Genomic DNA, 15954 nt, shown 5'->3' with positions numbered 1-15954 from the left:
AGATTTATTCGAATCGCCCCCTCTCAAGAAAAACAACACCAGCCGATTTATCTATCCGGAAAGTAATCGTCCCCAGTTCGTCGGTTCGCAGAATTTCTACTCCAAAATTTTGTAAAACCCCTAGAGTTTGGGGGTGAGGGTGACCATACCGATTTTCTCGCGCAACCGAGATGACGGCAAATTTCGGTGCTACTGCGCGGAGAAAACTTCCACCCGTAGAAGTCTTGGAACCGTGGTGCCCAACCTTCAAAATTTGCGCCGACAGATTAGTTCCGTCCGAGAGTAGTCTATCTTCCAAATCACTCTCCATATCTCCGGTCAGCAGGGCAACGGAAGAACTGGCCACAATCAACCTCGTTACAACCATTGAATCGTGAATATTTTTCGCTCCCCGATCCTGCCAACTGACAGACGGAGCTAGCACCTCTAGTCTGGAATTATCAGCGAGAATAACCCGCTCTCCCCGCCGAGCAACAACAACGGGGATATTCTTTTCTTTAAGCAATCGATGCCACTCGTCATAGATAGCGCTGTCATAAATCGCACCCGCCTCCAGCACACCACTCACCCGATAACGCTTAAGGATTTCCACCAAACCCGTGAGGTGATCCGCGTGCGGGTGAGTGAGAACGAGCAGATCAATTGAGCGGTCGAAGACAGACATTAGTTTTGGTAATTCGGCAAGCACACTCTGATCGGGACCGCCATCAACCAGAATTTGATGCCCCGCGGTATCTTCAATAAAAATGCTATCGCCTTGTCCGACATCAAGCACCGCCAGAGTGAAGAAATCGCGACTTCTATCTCCATTTACACTTTGCCAAACCAGAAAATTGGCAAACAATAAAAGAAAAACCAAAATCCATTTGACCTTCTTTTGTCCGGAAAACATTTGACAGATTATAGCACTTGAGATAGGCTATCTGTGGTCCCCACGAGAATTTCCTTTCTCAACTCTCCGGCCCGAGGGTTCGGGGACCGGGGCCCGTCTCAACGACGGGCCCTTTTTTTATACCCAAACCAGAAGTAAGCAAGATAAACCAGCGCAACTAGCCAGAGCGGGAAATAAGAAATATTCACGGCGGCGAAAGGTAGGGCGGCGAAAATTTCTACCAACCACAAGTCATAGGCGAGAAAAAGATATGCCAGATACGCAAACGGGGCGAAAACAAAAGTGAGAAAACCCAATAACATAGTGAAGGGAATGAAGGCGAGGACAAGAAGATTGAGCGGCAAGGCCACCAGCGAGAGTTGACCCAACTTATAAAGAATCCAGGGTAGAACAAAAAGTTGAGCCGAGATAGTTGTAACTGTCATTTCCCGTAAACCAAATCTCTCCGGCACCTTCTGGAAATACTTTTGTAGAATTGGTGGCCCAACAATTATGCCAAACGTCGCGAGGAATGAAAGCTGAAAACTGATATCAAAAAGTAAAACTTTCGGCTGAATCAGAATCATTAGAAACGCGGCGAGAAATAAGGCGTCAAGAGATTGATAAACCCGCCCGGTGGCCCGAGCAAGGAGAGCCACCAAGGCCATAATCGCCGCGCGCACAGCGGTAGTTGAGGCGCCGGTCGCCAGAGTGAAGAGAAGAATTGCTCCAGCACCACCAGCAAGACCCCAGAGCATCGGCAGGAAGGCAAATACTTTCAGCACCGCCTCAGAAACAATCGTGATGTTATAGCCAGAAAGGACCACGACATGAGAGAGACCAACGACACGGAAACGATCCTGCCATTCATCCGGTAAACCGCGTTTCGCCCCAATCACAATCCCACCGAGAAGTGAGGCGTGCGGTTCCGGCAAAACAGAAGTGAGACGAGTCAGAAAAAAGTTTTTGAAACGAAATAACTGTCCCCGCGCGGACACCAGCCAGCTCCCACTCGCGCCAAGTGATTCCAACTCTGGCCGATTGATCAAATAATAAACCTCGTCTTTTGCCAGATAATTAATGTAGTCAAACTCCCGCCCGGTATCTGTTTCAAAGTTTTCTGGCTTGTCCAATTTTCCCCTCACCACTAACCGCTCACCGTAGAAATGCGCCGGATATTTCCCGGCCACCAACATAATTTTCTCATCTGAATGATCGGGAGTGAAAGTGAGCCTTACCGTTTTCTCCCGTTCATCTGGCTCGGCAGAGATTAAACCCGACAACTGCACCTTCTCTCCCACAAAAACATCAAGCGGGCGTGATACAGGACCAAGAGAAAGCGTCCCCCGCATCGCCGCCAGCCCAAAAGTGAAACAGAAAATCGTTGCCAAAAAAAGCACCCTCGACCGACTCCGGTAATAGAAAATATGGCTGAACCAGAAAATTATCCCCGCCAAGACAAGTGCTCCGGCGAGCGCCAGATCAAACCGCCACATTGTCCCCGCCGCTGTGCCGGAGAAAAAACTAAGAAAGAAGGTCCATCGCCTCATTGGCCAGTTTGTCTGCTAATTTATTCTCTTCTCGCGGGATGTGCGTGAAAGTTACAGCAGAAAAAATATGACTCAAATCCTTAACCCCCTGCGCCAACTCTTTCAGCCTCGGCTCTTTCACCTTGTAATCGCCGTTCAACTGCTTCACCACCAGTTCACTGTCTAGGCGCACAACCACTTCAGCTTCCCCTCTCTCGCCAATCAAACTTGGTAAATTTTCTAGGCCGAAAAGGAGGGCCAAATATTCCGCTTCATTATTCGTCAACCTCTCACCCAAGAACTTCTTCGCTGTTTTTAAAATTTCTCCGGTCTCGCTTAAAACTACTACGCCCGCGCCCGCCGGACCCGGATTACCACGCGCACCGCCGTCAGTCTGTAAAATAATTTTCGTCATCATTGTTTCGCCCCATTGTAAGCGATAAGACTTTTTCTGACAAAAAATTGACCCCCAATCCGTGCAAGCACGAACCGAGGGTCAAAGGGTCCAAGGGACAGAGGGTCAGCTTGTAGCCGACACAGGTTCCGAGGATTCAAGCACAGAATTGCGAGAGAACACACGGCTGCCATCGAACCACCCGTCCGGATACTCACCTGATGTCCACAATCCTCAATCTGATCTCTGGTTTGGTTTTGAAATAAGATTTCTCCAGTGTGGCGAGTAAATCAATCTTCCGGCCAACCTCCAGCGTCACATTCTTAAACTTATCCATTGCTGTGAAGAAACCAATGGCGCAAACAATCTCCCCCGAAGTTTTCTTGAAACTAAGCTCTAGATGAATCCCGCCGTTGCCAAAAGTTTTCGCTCGGACAATTTCTAAATTAGGGAAATGGAAAATTGGTTTAGGATTACCTTCACCGAAGGGCGCGAGTTGCTCAAGTGTCTTCCAAACCTCTTCGCCAATCTCATCGAGAGAAACGGTGGCATCAAAGTTCTTCTCTTCCGCTTTTACGAACTTCGGAACTTGCTTAGAGGCGGCCAGTAATTTCGGCCCTAACTCGTCTACCTTCCCCGAAGCAAGTGAGAAACCCCCGGCCGCCGCATGACCACCGAAAGCGGTGAAGAATTCTGCTCCACCGGCCGCGCGCATCAATTCCACCAGATTAATAGTGCCGTCCGAACGACAAGAACCCTTCACTTCTCCATTATTTCCTCCCCAGACAAAGACGGAACGGCCAAACTTCTCCGCCAGCTTACTCGCGGCCAACCCAAGAACACCGGGCGACCAGCTCGCATTGCCGACCACAATGACATCCTTTAATTCTTGCGAAGTAGAAGTATTCTCAACCGCTTCTAGAATTTGCTCCACCAGTTTCTTCCGTTCATTATTTTTTTCCTCCAGATGGGCCGCCATCGTCCCGGCTTGGCTTAGATCCGGTGTGGTGAGCAAGAAATAAGCTTCGGAAGCGTGGCTCATTCGGCTAGCGGCATTCAGGCGGGGTGCAATCATAAAGCCAATATCGTCCTCTGTGACAAATTGCCGTTTAATCTTACCCGTTGCGAAGAGGGCGAGCAGACCGGGTCTGCGTGTGCGCTGGAGAATCATTAAACCAAACTTGGCCAAAGCCCGATTCTCTCCCGCCAGTGGAACGCGATCAGAGATCGTCGCAATCGCAACGAGATCAAGCAAGGTCTTCTCCCAATTCTCACCAACCTCGAAACCGCCACGCAAGACAAGCGCCTGAACAACCTTGAAAATAACCCCCGCACCACAGAGCATCTTGTCAGGATACTGGTCACCCGGCACTTTTGGATTCACAATGGCAAAGGCTGGCGGCAAAACTTCTGGCGGCAGGTGATGGTCAGTAATAATCACATCTAGACCCAGCTCTCCCGCGAGCTTAACTTCAACCACATTGGTAATCGCGCAATCAATAGTGATAATTAGTTTCGCCCCATTTTGGGCAAACTCTCTTATCGATTTCGCCATCAAGCCATAATCTTCCGTGTGGCGGTTCGGGATATAAACCTCAAAATTAGCAAAACCCACTTTCTTAAAAAATTCGGAAAGAACGGCCGCTCCGGGCACGCCGTCGGCGTCGTAATCGGCAAAAATTATGACTTTCTCACCAGTCTTTATTGCTCCAAGAATCCGTGTCACGGCACGATCCATCCCCGACAACAAAAAGGGATCAGAAATATCGCGTCGATAATTTGGTTCTAAAATAAGCCCGCGCTCCGTTACCAGCCGATTTAACAAATCAGAAATCATGAGCTAAGATTATAACAAATGGATTCGAACTGTGTTTTCTGCAAAATTGTGAAGAAGGAAATCCCGGCCCATATCGTTTACGAGAACGAAAGCTTCTTAGCCTTTCTGGACATCAACCCTCAATCCCCTGGCCATGTGCAAGTAATTCCGAAACAGCATCACCGCTGGGTCTGGGATGTGCCAAATGTGGGTGAATATTTTGAAACCGTTCGTAAAATTGCCAAAGCGCAACAAAAAGCCTTCGGAATTGAGGGGGTCTGGAGTCGAGTAACCGGTGAAGATGTCAGCCACGCTCATATCTGGATTTTCCCAGACCCACGCCTAGCCGTGGGCGATAAAACAGACTTAGAAACCAACGCCAAACTTCTTCGCGCTCTCCTCTAACGCCTTAATCCCGGGCAGGGTCGCCTCCGCCAAGAAATCCAACATCGCACCGCCGCCGGTGGAGACAAAGCGAAAACGGTCAAACAAGTTTAATTTCTCCACCGCGGCAATAGTGTCACCGCCACCAATCACCACGCGCGCGCCGTGCCCAGCCAGCAAGCGGGCTAGATCCAGTGTGGCATCGGCGTAACCATCTTCATAATTACCGAGCGGACCGTTCCAGAGTATGGTCTGAGAGTCATTCACCAGTTCCGCCAGTTGGCCCAAGACTGCCGGCCCCGCATCGACAATCATTCCGTCCGCTTGCACCTTATCTGGTGTTGTGACACCCACATAATCATTCTGCCTCACCAAAACCTCACTGGGTAGAATAACCCGTTCGTCCATCAATAGGTCATCTAAGTCGCGGACACTGTCGTCCCAAACCGAGAGACCAATCTCATAACCTTTGAGTTTGAAAAAATTGTGCGCCAGCGCTCCGCCAACAAAGATCTTGTCGGCAATATTCAAAAACTTCCGAACCAGGGGTAATTTGGTGCCAAATTTCACGCCACCGACAATCACGGCCAATGGTTTCTCCGGTTGGAAAAGTTGAGAAAGTTGCTTTACCTCCTCGGCAAATCCAGACCCAGCGTAGCTTGGCAAAAGATTCGGCAAACCAATAATGGAAGCGTGAGCCCGGTGGGAAACCGAGAAAGCTTCGTTAACAAAAATATCCCCCTGCGCCGCAATCTGACTCGAGAAATCCGAAGAATTCATTTCTTCGCCAGCGTTTTGCCGCAGATTCTCCAGCACCACCGCCACACCCATCGGCCATTTCGTACTTGGCGGGATTGTAGCAAGATTGGAAACGAAAAGGACAGGAAAAAACTGCTCCAGATATTTCGCAACCGGCGCAAGGCTTTCTTTCTCTTTACCAAAATGACTAAGAATAATCAGCTGGGTGCCAGAATCAAGCAGTTTCTTGACCGTGGGAACGGTCCGGCGAATCCGAAAATCATCTTGCACCGCTCCATGCAAGACAGGAACATTCAAATCGAGCCGAAGTAAAACTCGTCGATTTCGCAAGGCATCTCGAGAAATGTCGTCAAGCCAAAGCATTCGCTGTCTTTAAGATTTGATTAAAAATATCGGAACGCAATGATGAACGACCAACAAGTAAGCCATCAGCCTGACCTTCTTGGAGGAAACCGGCGGCATTTTTCCCATCCACCGAGCCACCATAGAGCACAGGGATTGTTAGGGCGGGAGCGTGTCCGCACCAATGGCTCAAAACTTTCCTGATGAAAATCGCCTGCTGGAGGAAATCATGAGGCGTATCGCTTGAACGCGCCTGTTCCCCGATCGCCCAGATCGGTTCATAAGCAATGACAATCTGGGCCGAAAATTTCTTGGGAATTTTTAACAAAGCGGCGTTTAATTGTTCGCGGATAATATTCAGATATTCGCCGTGAGTATCACGCTCCTTCTCGCCCACACACAGAATCACTCTCAAGCCCTCGGCCAAAGCTAGCTTCAATTTCTGATTAATGATTGCGTCCGAATCACCGGTCGCCCGCTTCTCCGAGTGGCCCAGAATCACATACTGCACACTACTTTTCCGTACCATTCCCGGACTAATTTGCCCTGTCCAAGCCCCCTCTCGTGCCCAGAAAGTGTCTTGGGCCCCCAAGAACAGTTTCTGCTGGGGCTTCAAAAGAGGTAGAAATATGACCGGAGCGCAGATAACCGTCTCCACTTTCCGAAGTTTGGTCGCTACCCGCTTCACGCTTGTGAATAACTCCCGTGCTTCCCGTGGCGAATCAGGATTAAGTTTCCAGTTGGCGACAATTAATTTAGTTTTCACTTCCGAAGTATAGCAGAAATGGCAACAGCCACACCATTATTCTGGGCAAAAAATTGACCCCCAATCCGCCGAGGCAGACCGAGGGTCAAGGGGGCACTACTACCCTACCCGAACCCACATTGTCACAACTCCCGCCACGAAATCGTTTGATATTGATCGGAAGTAAGAGGAAATGAGGGAGGTGGTCCATAGAGAAGTTTACTGTCGTAGATAATATCGCGAGTTTCATAACCGTTACCATCGGTGTAGGCGAAACCGTAACGCTCCTTGGAGGCTAGCATGCCGTAGAGTCGCAAGGCATCGCGCTCATGATAAGGCGAACAACGCTGACCGCTGGTGGGCGGCCGATAATAGTAACGGCCGATGAAACCGTTCTTGGCGATCAGCGCAGCATCAATCCAGAGATCAGTGTCGCTGACCATTCCAACCAGAAGATTCCCCTGGGCAATCAGCGCGAGAACATCTTGGCCGTCGTAGTTGGTATATTTCAAATCATTATTGATAATGATGTTGGTGTTTGTATTGGAATTCTCGGGAAATTTACCCGAAGCAATAGTGAGTCGGGCACCATTGATTGTCCCCTCCACCCAGACATGATCCTCGACGAAAACAAGTCCATTGGCGGGAAGGGGATAGTTGCCAAGCAAGACCTTACTATTCACGCTCCACGGACTCCACCCGACCTGGCTTAAATAATTAGTACATCCAGAAGGCGGTGAAAGCTGACTATTCACCTTGAAGAGATCGAAGGTGTCATCTGTTTTCAGGGTAATCTGATAACCCTGAGCGGACGAGGGTCCGAAGTAACGCCCACTCGCTTGGGCTTGAGTCTTGATTGTTGATAGATCGGCAGAGAAACCATTCCAATCCACGGCTGGAACGGGAAACTGCCGTCCAGCGATAAAAACATCTGGGCGACTGGCAACCGCGTTTGGCGGCGCCTCCGCCGCACGAAAAGAGTCATTCGTGCCGCTACTCGGCGGAGGATTCACGTGAGTATGGACACCAAACTCATTCCCACCACTGTGATCCGGGTCATCATAATTTGCCTTGGCACTAGAGACTAGGTTATGAGCCAAACCATCAAACCGAACACCGTCATTGGAGTGAACGGGTCCGAAAACCTCTGTCCCCTCACCAAAACGCATTGCGGCATTGGCGACGAAGGCATACTTGGCAAGCGAAGGAATAGCGAGTTTTGTCTCAATCTTACGTTTAATCACAGAACCAACTGGCTGACCCTCCGAGAGGATGGTCACGACAGTCGAGCCGGGTGGCGGTGGCGTAATTGTAAGGGTGAATGTGCCAAGCAGGTCACCATCCTTGTCATAATAATTATGAACATAGGGACCATCATTAGTGGTGCCGTCCTTGAAATCTTGCGGGGCATGCGCCAGGTGCCAACGATAGTAATCCGTTCCCGCCTCCGCCAGATGGAAGGCCTGCTCCCGTAAAGTATTCTGGGAGGCGGCACGCAAATTACTCCCGCCCCAAGAAACGAGTGCTCCAATAATCATCACCCCAATCGCCCCAAAGACGAGCGCTTGGATCAGAAGGTAGCCAGATTGTTTATTAGAAAAATGCTTCATAAATTATCTTTCAAACTACGAATGGAAACCTGCCCTTCGTAAGTCACCGGAGCGGGCGAGCGATTCGGATCAGCTTCAATCATCAGAGAAACCTTCACCAGGCGCACATCTGGGATATTAAGAGGAAGGGTAAGTGCCGTGCTAGTGCCAGCATAATTCTGATCGTAATAAGAAAAAATTTGAGCAGCTGGATTCACGACATTTGTAATCACTGGACTAATCTTCTCATTTCCTTCCACATAAACTAGCGGGGCACCCGTCGGTTTCAAAACCCCTCGCATCAGGGTTGTCGTCGCTAAGAAATAGCGGAGCCGATCATGAAGTCCATCATGATCAACATCGCTATAGAAAGTAAGCCTGTCCTTATCGGCAAGCGTAATTGGATAAGCTCCCGCTTCGGAAGGAACCGCCTCTCGCAATTCGGCAACCAAATGCCCGATAACTAATCGAGCGTCTTGCTCGCCTGTTAAACTATTCGCAAGAAAGTTGTTCTGGCGGAAAATACCGATCTGAAAATTTACCAACACAAGCGAGACAATCACGATAATCGCGGTAACAACCAAAATCTCTACTAGAGTAAAACCGTTTTTGTGAAATTTATTAATCATTGCAATAAAAGTGGGATATCGAGGGACTGCCAAGGATTGGTCAGAGACACGGCGTCATTGTGATAAGTCTGATAACCCGACTTACTCACCGTCAAATCATAATCACTGGCCGAGACCAGACCATTGAAAAAAACCTGGCCAAAGGGCAAACAACCGGAACCATAGGTAACGGCCACATCGGCAAGCGCGGGTGTCATGGCTGTATCGGTCGTAGATAAATATACCCGATAGCGCAGGAAACGGTCACCGCTATGAACAGGATTGATGCTCTCACCAGAAACAGTGTAGTACGTATCGGCCGTACCGTCTGGGCCAAGATAATCCCAAGTGCTAGTCGCGCTGTCTTGAGTGGTGGCAATTTGGAATCTAAGACTCGTTGTCGCGCCAATCTGTGTTGAGGGATTCCAGCTCAAATTATAGAAATTACTTTCACTATCAGAACCCGTATCAAATGTCGAAGAAGTAAGGACGCCGCTTGGAGCATAGTTACCAAACACCGACCGCAAACGTAGCTGTCCGAGCAGTCCAGCCGTGTCCACATTACCATCGTCACTGAAATACTGACTGCTATCGACAGAATCCGTCTGTCCCGAGCCACCAGACCAATCTGTTTGTCGGAAAAAACCACGATCCGTAAGCAAGGTCTGGTCGTAACTACCGCGCTTCAGCTCGACCGAAACATCAGCGAGCGGTAAACCACTGGCACTATCTTTCACGGTAATCAAAACCGCATTGGAGCTCTTCGACGCGAGAACCAATGAAACATCTTGCTCAGTATTAGGTGGAAGCGTCAGCGGCAAGAGTGGGACAGACCCCGCCAAGTCATAACCAGCATCCGTAATGCTTAAACGATACGCGTCCCACTCTAAATTATTCACTATTCTCTGTCCAGAACCATCAAGCGTGTGGTTCTGGTCGTAATTGTAAACCGATGGACTCGTCCCAAGTAATTTGTCCCCCCGTAGATTGAAAGCCGCACTACCCACAGGGGAACAGTTACTCCTGATCGCCTTAAAATTGAACTGACTAACGAGATCAATGGGCAAAGTAATCTGAGTCACCTGCCCGGCGAGCACGGTGGAGTGGGGTATCGTCGGGTTAGGATTACCAACCGCACCCGGTAGACGGGTCTGATTGCTGGTATAACCACTCTTGGTCACACTAATCTCGTAAGCGAGATTCCCCGGTGGCACATCGACAAGCTGAAGCATGCCGGCATTATTCGTAAGATCGTTGATAACAATGGCTGGACCAGCCTGATTATTTTCAATGTGAATATCTGCGCCCGCCACCGGTAAGCCGCTAGCATCCAACACCTGGATAAATAGCGCGCCATTACCACTTCCCGTCTCCAGACTTTTCGGGCCCACACTAGTGGTAAACGCGAGCGGTTGAGCCAGTTTACAAATTGAACAATTCACCAACACTTCGACGATCTTATAATCGGCCGGATTAATATCATTCGGATTACCACCAATCGTGCCGTCAAATGGATCATCAACATTACGAACAGTTGTAGTCGCCGTAAAAGTGATCCCGCCCCGTGCAAAGACTTGGACATGGGGAAGAACGCCATTCGGGATGCCATTAACCACACCAACTTGCTGGTAGGGTAAGTTACGAATAATCTCGACCTGTTCACTGGCTAGAAGTGAGGCCACTGTTCGGGCACGTGAGGCTTGAACCAAAGCGAGGATACTAGCGAAACCCTGATAAATACCCAGGGCAATAATAAGGAAGACAAATACCCCGACCAAGGTTTCCACCAAAGTGAAACCACTTTGCTTCTTTCCAAGAGATCTCATATCGTTTCACTTAATGAATACATCGGCCCGAGCATAGAAACAGCAAAAAAGCCGACAAAAATACCAATCAGAACCATCAGTGCCGGCTCAATGATGGTGGAAAGATTTTTCGTCGCTTGCTCAACCTCATCCTCAAAGAAAGTGGCTCCCTTCAGAAGCATACCTGGCAAATTACCAGTTTCCTCACCAACTTCTGTCATCTCGCCAACCAAAACGGGATAAAGATTCTCATACTTTTTGAAGGTACTCGAGAGCAGCGCCCCTTTCTCTACTGAAACCTTAGCTTCTGCCAATACTTCTTGATAGAAAGAATTCTGGAGCACCTTTTGAGTAATCGTAAGCGACTCCAACATACTGACGCCAGAAGAAACAAGCGAGGAAATTGTCCTCATTGTTACTGCCGCATTTAGATTTTTCATAATTGTCCCAATCGCCGGCGTCTTCAACCAAACCCGCGCCAAGAAACGACGCCCCGCCTGACTTCTCGCCACCCGAAAACCGGCTCCAATCACGAACACCAAACCGATAATAAAGGAAAGCGTGTGATTAACGAGAAAATCACTAACCCAAATCACAACTCGAGTAGAAAGAGGTAAATCTACCTTTAAGTCTCGGAAAAGTGTCGTCAGGCTTGGAACCAAGAAAATCATCATCAGAATACCAATGGCGATAATGACGATGACGATGATGGATGGATAAATCAGCGCCCCCTTCACCTTACGCTCCAAATCGTAACTCTTCGCTAATTGCTGATGAACCACTTCCAGCGCCTCTGACAGTTTACCTGACTCTTCTCCGGCGCCGACCATTGCGACAAAAACCGGGGGAAAAACATCTGGAAAATCTCCCAGGGCGGCCGAGAAAGGTTCACCACCGTTAATCTTCTGTCCCAGCGCCGAAATCACACTTTTAAATTTCTTGTTAAGCACCTGTCGCTCCAGAATCGTGAGCGAACGTGCAAGTGATAGCCCCGCACCAACCATCGCCGCAAGTGACGAGGCAAAAACAATCTTGTCTTTAATTTTAATCCGCCCAAAAGGACTAGGAAAATGGAGACGATGTTTTACCCTCAATTCCTCCAGTAAACGCGCTTGGGTTACCGTTAAACCCTCCGCCCGCAAATCACGCGCCAGGGCGAAACGGTCAACCGCCTCACGCTCCCCCTCAGTCGATGTCCCATCAGCCCTCTGTGCTTTAAAAGAATATTTCACGTCACTTTAATTGTAACTTTTTAAAACTACTGGAGCAAAAAACTACCCGCCACTATTCCGTAATCACACGCAAAACTTCCTCAATCGAAGTCACACCTTGCGCGGCCTGAAAGATTCCATCCTCCAGCATTGTCGCCATCCCCTCCGACTTGGCCTGCATCTCAATCTGGGATGATGTCGCGCCCTTCATTACCAAATCCTTAATCGCCGGTGACATTTTTAAAACCTCATGAATACCGATGCGCCCCTTGTAACCATCACCGGCATTGCCTTTCTTGGGCCGGTAGAACGGAATACTCTTCCAATCAGCATTCGCAGCCACGATTTTTTCTTCCTTCAACAACTTCAACACTCGCTCCATATCCACCGATGTGCCCAACTTTTTTAACTCCGCTTGTGATAACAAATATTTCTCACTTCCCGATTCTAAACGCCGAACCAATCTCTGCGCCACAATCACATTGATAGTGGAGACAAGCAAAAATGGCTCGGCACCCATGTCCAAGAAACGGGGGATCGCCCCGGCAGCGGAATTAGTGTGTAGAGTAGATAATACAAGGTGACCGGTCAGGGACGCATTGATTGCTAGGCTCGCTGTTTCCTTATCTCGAATTTCTCCAACCATGATTATGTCCGGATCCTGACGAACTAGGGCCCTTAAACCAGAGCCAAAAGTTAGACCAATCTCTGGTTTCACTTGAGTTTGATTGACGCGGGGCATTTGATATTCAACCGGATCCTCGATTGTTGAAATATTCACATCTGGCTGATTAAGAATCTCCAAAACTGTATAGAGAGTCGTGCTTTTTCCAGAACCCGTCGGACCGGTAACCAGAATCATTCCTGTTGCTTGAGTCGTTGCCCGCTGTATTCGTTCCAATGCTTCGCCATGAAAACCACCCTGTTCTAGAGTCAAACCCCGAGCCGTGTCTGGCAATAAACGCATGACAATCTTCTCCCCAAAATAAGTTGGTAAAACTGAGACACGGAAAGAAACCCCCTGACCATTCAATTCAATTTTGAAACGACCATCCTGCGGTAAACGCTTTTCATCCAAGCGTAAGTTGGCCAGAACCTTAACCCGAGCGACAATACCAGGACCAGCATTCTTGGGCAAAACCATCGCATCATGCAGAAGACCATCAATTCGGTAACGGATAACCACCTCTTTCTCAAAATTCTCAATGTGAATATCTGACGCTTGCTGAGTAATGGCATGAGAGAGTAGCGTGTCCACAATCCGCACAACAGGTAAATCTTCCGCCATCTCCTTCAACTCTTTCTCGCCAAACTCAGCTGCTTCTTCTTCACTCAGGGTCTTCAATTTCGCCGCTTCCGCCCCCACCAGTTCGCCAAATTCCGCTTTTAAACTTTTCTGATATTGAAGTAGGGCATTTTTCAAACTCGCGACATCGGTCAACCTGGGCCAAATCTTCAGCCCCGAACCCTTTTTAATAAAATCAATGGCCCCCAAATCATCCGGGTCGAGCATTGCCACCTCCAGAGCCTCATTATTTTTGCGAAACGCAATGATGTTGTGTTTTCTGGCAATTGGCTCGGGAATTAGGTAAAGAATTTCTTTGTCAATTTGTTCTTTTTTAAGATCAACAAAAGGAATTCCGAGGATATAGGCCTTTGCTCGCCGCAAATCATCCTCACTAATTTTGCCACTGCCAAGAAGAAGCTCCTCCGTGGTCAAGGTTTCCAAATCTTTTTTTGTTAATAAGCCGGCATCAACCAAAAAAGTTTGTAACTGCTTTGGGTCAATCCACATACACTTTAATTATACCAAGATAACAAACAAAAATCCCCACTCTGGCGGGGATTTTTCCAAACGGAGTCAATTCCGATTAGCGGAAACAATATGTTGAGCGATGACTGGGGGCAAAAAGGGATCCGATACCGCCCCAACCAGGAGAATAAACAAAATCTCGGGCGGTGTACCCACTTGGACAAGAACAGCCTCCAGTATAAGGATTCGGGACTCCGCACTCACCGGCGAACGGCAAACCATAGGTGCTATATATGCCACCAAACTTATCGGCGGCCGCTGGTGCTGGTGCAGAGCCGCCTGGCCAGGCATCTCGACAGTCAGAACCGATACACAGACGAGAACCCTTTATGTCACCGGCCACATCAAGCGCCGCCTGCGGAGTCCAAGTCCTGATACCAACATTCCCCTGATTACCGATATTGAAAATGACATTATCAAAGCCACCACTAGCCGCCGGATTTATATGCAAACTCGAACCGTTGACATGGAGGGCCTGAGCAAATGACCCGAGGAACAAGTCGGACTGCAGGCGAGTTGTACCATTCACAACCAACTTCTCACCACCAGTATTACTCGTCCCGATACCGACACTGCCCCCCACAAAAAGATTAGATAAAACACCCAAGCCACCATCCTTAATCTGGCTAGAAACACTGACATTGATCGGTTCTGGTGTATTGCAACCAGTCGGACCACAGGCCGGCTCGCTCCAAGCCGCTCGAACAACTGTCACACCAGCTAAAATGGTAAAGAGTACGACAACCAAAATTTTAAAATATTTCATAAATTATTTTACTTAGCTTTTAAAGACTCTAGGAGTTGCTCCCGACTGGTGTTGGTAATGGAAGCCGTTTGTTCAGACGACTTAAGACTATTCAATAAATCCTGTCGCTCACCTTCGGTTATCGTACTTGTCTTGTCGTTCCTCAAAGATTCTAGCAAAGCTTCTCTCTCTGCTTCAGTAAAAGACTGGCCCGTTGTTTCTGGCACCAATATCTCTTTCTCCTTTCGGAGATTAAGATAGTAAGCAACCAGAAGGGCAACCACGACAACAGAGACAATCACAATGACTATCTTATTAAATTTTTGCTGTTCCATATACTCCGTAATAATAACACAAAGAAACAATCTCCCTGTTGATAACCTAGCGACATAAAGCCTCCGTGGGGTGATCCTGGCAAACGATTCTTTTCAGTGACTCAATTTGCTCCTGTTGTTCTTGTATTGCCGCTATCGCCAAAACAGAAAGCTGGGAATATTTCACTCCCTCAACCGTGCCGTCTCCATTGCGAGTAATGAAAAGAGGGGAAATCTTCTCAACTTCTTCAGCAATAAATCCCGCATCTCGTTCGTGAGTTGATCGCCAATCAAATGTGACCGGTTTCATTTTAGATAATGTCTGGAGACCACCATTGAGCGGACGAATGTTTTCCTTATAAACAAGGCTTGAGGAACAACTACCAAGAAATCCGGTGGCCGACGCACGACAAATATTGGTCGCCGACCCAGAGCCCGCGAGAGTGGTCAGGTAAATGTCGGAAGTTGTCAAACCATTTGTAGCCCTAATCGTCCCACCCGCACTAATCTCTCTGGTCACATTCAAATCGAGGCCAAGATTCGTGTCGCCACTTACATCCAAAGTACCACTTATCTGCGTAGCATTAGGGAAGAAAGTAATAACCCTAGAGGGCGCAAAAGAGAGACCAGAGGTAGATGGTCCATTGTTTACAAAAATTGATGCCGAGTTCCAGGATGGATAGTTCATAACAAATCCCGTGGCACCAATACTGCCGTTACTATTCGCGTGTTTAAAGAGGCCATCGGATTGATCCAAATAGGCATTACTAGCAATTAGCCCATTACCATTACTGGTTGAGGAAAGATCCGCCCAACCGTTTGTTGTCGTGAATTGTCTTCCCGAGTTAGCCTGAACTTGAAATTTTGCTGCCGCTGTCGCCGTCCCCACTCCCACATTTGTGCCATTGTCGAAGATCTGACTATTGCCCAAGGTAGTGCCGGTGGCCCACTTGGCAAGGTAATCAATGGTGCCAGCACCAGCTCCCCCACCACCACTGGCACCCCCGAGGGGAACCCAGGCAGAACTCG

At 48.6% G+C, this 15954-nt stretch carries 15 protein-coding genes; 1 reads left to right on the top strand and 14 read right to left on the bottom strand.

Annotated elements, in window-relative coordinates:
* Positions 1 to 4: 4 nt before the first annotated feature.
* The 4 genes from IT398_01450 to recJ all read right to left on the bottom strand — a co-directional run bounded on the left by IT398_01450 (position 5) and on the right by recJ (position 4631).
* The gene (locus IT398_01450; protein MCC6290712.1) at positions 5 to 892 is read right to left on the bottom strand and encodes an MBL fold metallo-hydrolase; all 888 of its coding nucleotides are present in this window, start codon (positions 890 to 892) and stop codon (positions 5 to 7) included.
* A gap of 98 nt (positions 893 to 990) precedes the next feature.
* On the bottom strand, positions 991 to 2421 hold the full coding sequence (locus IT398_01445; GenBank protein ID MCC6290711.1) for a ComEC/Rec2 family competence protein: 1431 nt from the start codon (positions 2419 to 2421) through the stop codon (positions 991 to 993).
* Entirely contained in the window at positions 2396 to 2815 is a 420-nt protein-coding gene (locus tag IT398_01440; GenBank protein MCC6290710.1) for a ribonuclease HI family protein, read from the bottom strand. Before IT398_01440 ends, IT398_01445 begins: the two co-directional genes overlap by 26 nt.
* A gap of 193 nt (positions 2816 to 3008) precedes the next feature.
* Positions 3009 to 4631: a single-stranded-DNA-specific exonuclease RecJ gene (gene recJ, locus IT398_01435; protein MCC6290709.1), complete on the bottom strand. Its 1623-nt coding sequence runs from the start codon at positions 4629 to 4631 to the stop codon at positions 3009 to 3011.
* 18 nt (positions 4632 to 4649) lie between these two features.
* On the opposite strand from recJ, the gene IT398_01430 reads away from it, so the two are divergent.
* The gene (locus IT398_01430; GenBank protein MCC6290708.1) at positions 4650 to 5015 is read left to right on the top strand and encodes an HIT domain-containing protein; all 366 of its coding nucleotides are present in this window, start codon (positions 4650 to 4652) and stop codon (positions 5013 to 5015) included.
* Here the strand turns inward: IT398_01430 and pgk are convergent.
* The 10 genes from pgk to IT398_01380 all read right to left on the bottom strand — a co-directional run.
* Positions 4977 to 6116: a phosphoglycerate kinase gene (gene pgk / locus IT398_01425; protein ID MCC6290707.1), complete on the bottom strand. Its 1140-nt coding sequence runs from the start codon at positions 6114 to 6116 to the stop codon at positions 4977 to 4979. The two genes, IT398_01430 and pgk, sit on opposite strands and share 39 nt — an antisense overlap.
* Complete coding sequence (locus IT398_01420) at positions 6103 to 6861, bottom strand: triosephosphate isomerase (GenBank protein ID MCC6290706.1); 759 nt, start codon at positions 6859 to 6861, stop codon at positions 6103 to 6105. The genes pgk and IT398_01420 overlap by 14 nt, the downstream gene beginning before the upstream one ends.
* A 122-nt stretch (positions 6862 to 6983) precedes the next feature.
* A complete protein-coding gene (locus IT398_01415) occupies positions 6984 to 8450 on the bottom strand; it encodes a hypothetical protein (GenBank protein MCC6290705.1) in 1467 nt (488 codons plus the stop codon).
* Positions 8447 to 9058: a type II secretion system protein gene (locus IT398_01410; GenBank protein MCC6290704.1), complete on the bottom strand. Its 612-nt coding sequence runs from the start codon at positions 9056 to 9058 to the stop codon at positions 8447 to 8449. Before IT398_01410 ends, IT398_01415 begins: the two co-directional genes overlap by 4 nt.
* A complete protein-coding gene (locus IT398_01405) occupies positions 9055 to 10863 on the bottom strand; it encodes a prepilin-type N-terminal cleavage/methylation domain-containing protein (protein ID MCC6290703.1) in 1809 nt (602 codons plus the stop codon). Before IT398_01405 ends, IT398_01410 begins: the two co-directional genes overlap by 4 nt.
* Positions 10860 to 12074 (bottom strand): type II secretion system F family protein, encoded by a 1215-nt coding sequence (locus IT398_01400; protein ID MCC6290702.1) that lies wholly within the window; start codon positions 12072 to 12074, stop codon positions 10860 to 10862. The genes IT398_01405 and IT398_01400 overlap by 4 nt, the downstream gene beginning before the upstream one ends.
* Before the next feature lie 52 nt (positions 12075 to 12126).
* A complete protein-coding gene (locus tag IT398_01395) occupies positions 12127 to 13848 on the bottom strand; it encodes a type II/IV secretion system protein (GenBank protein ID MCC6290701.1) in 1722 nt (573 codons plus the stop codon).
* 76 nt (positions 13849 to 13924) lie between these two features.
* Entirely contained in the window at positions 13925 to 14632 is a 708-nt protein-coding gene (locus tag IT398_01390) for a hypothetical protein (GenBank protein ID MCC6290700.1), read from the bottom strand.
* An 8-nt stretch (positions 14633 to 14640) separates the two neighbouring features.
* Positions 14641 to 14946, bottom strand: coding sequence for a hypothetical protein (locus tag IT398_01385; protein ID MCC6290699.1), 306 nt, complete (start codon positions 14944 to 14946; stop codon positions 14641 to 14643).
* A 46-nt stretch (positions 14947 to 14992) separates the two neighbouring features.
* Positions 14993 to 15954, bottom strand: a 962-nt coding sequence (locus tag IT398_01380; protein MCC6290698.1) for a tail fiber domain-containing protein, incomplete at its 5' end; no start/stop codon positions are given.

This window comes from Candidatus Nomurabacteria bacterium, from assembly GCA_020847275.1.
Classification (GTDB): domain Bacteria; phylum Patescibacteriota; class Minisyncoccia; order Phycocordibacterales; family JACOZG01; genus JADLCI01.
This window is presented reverse-complemented; position numbering and strand designations above follow the sequence as displayed.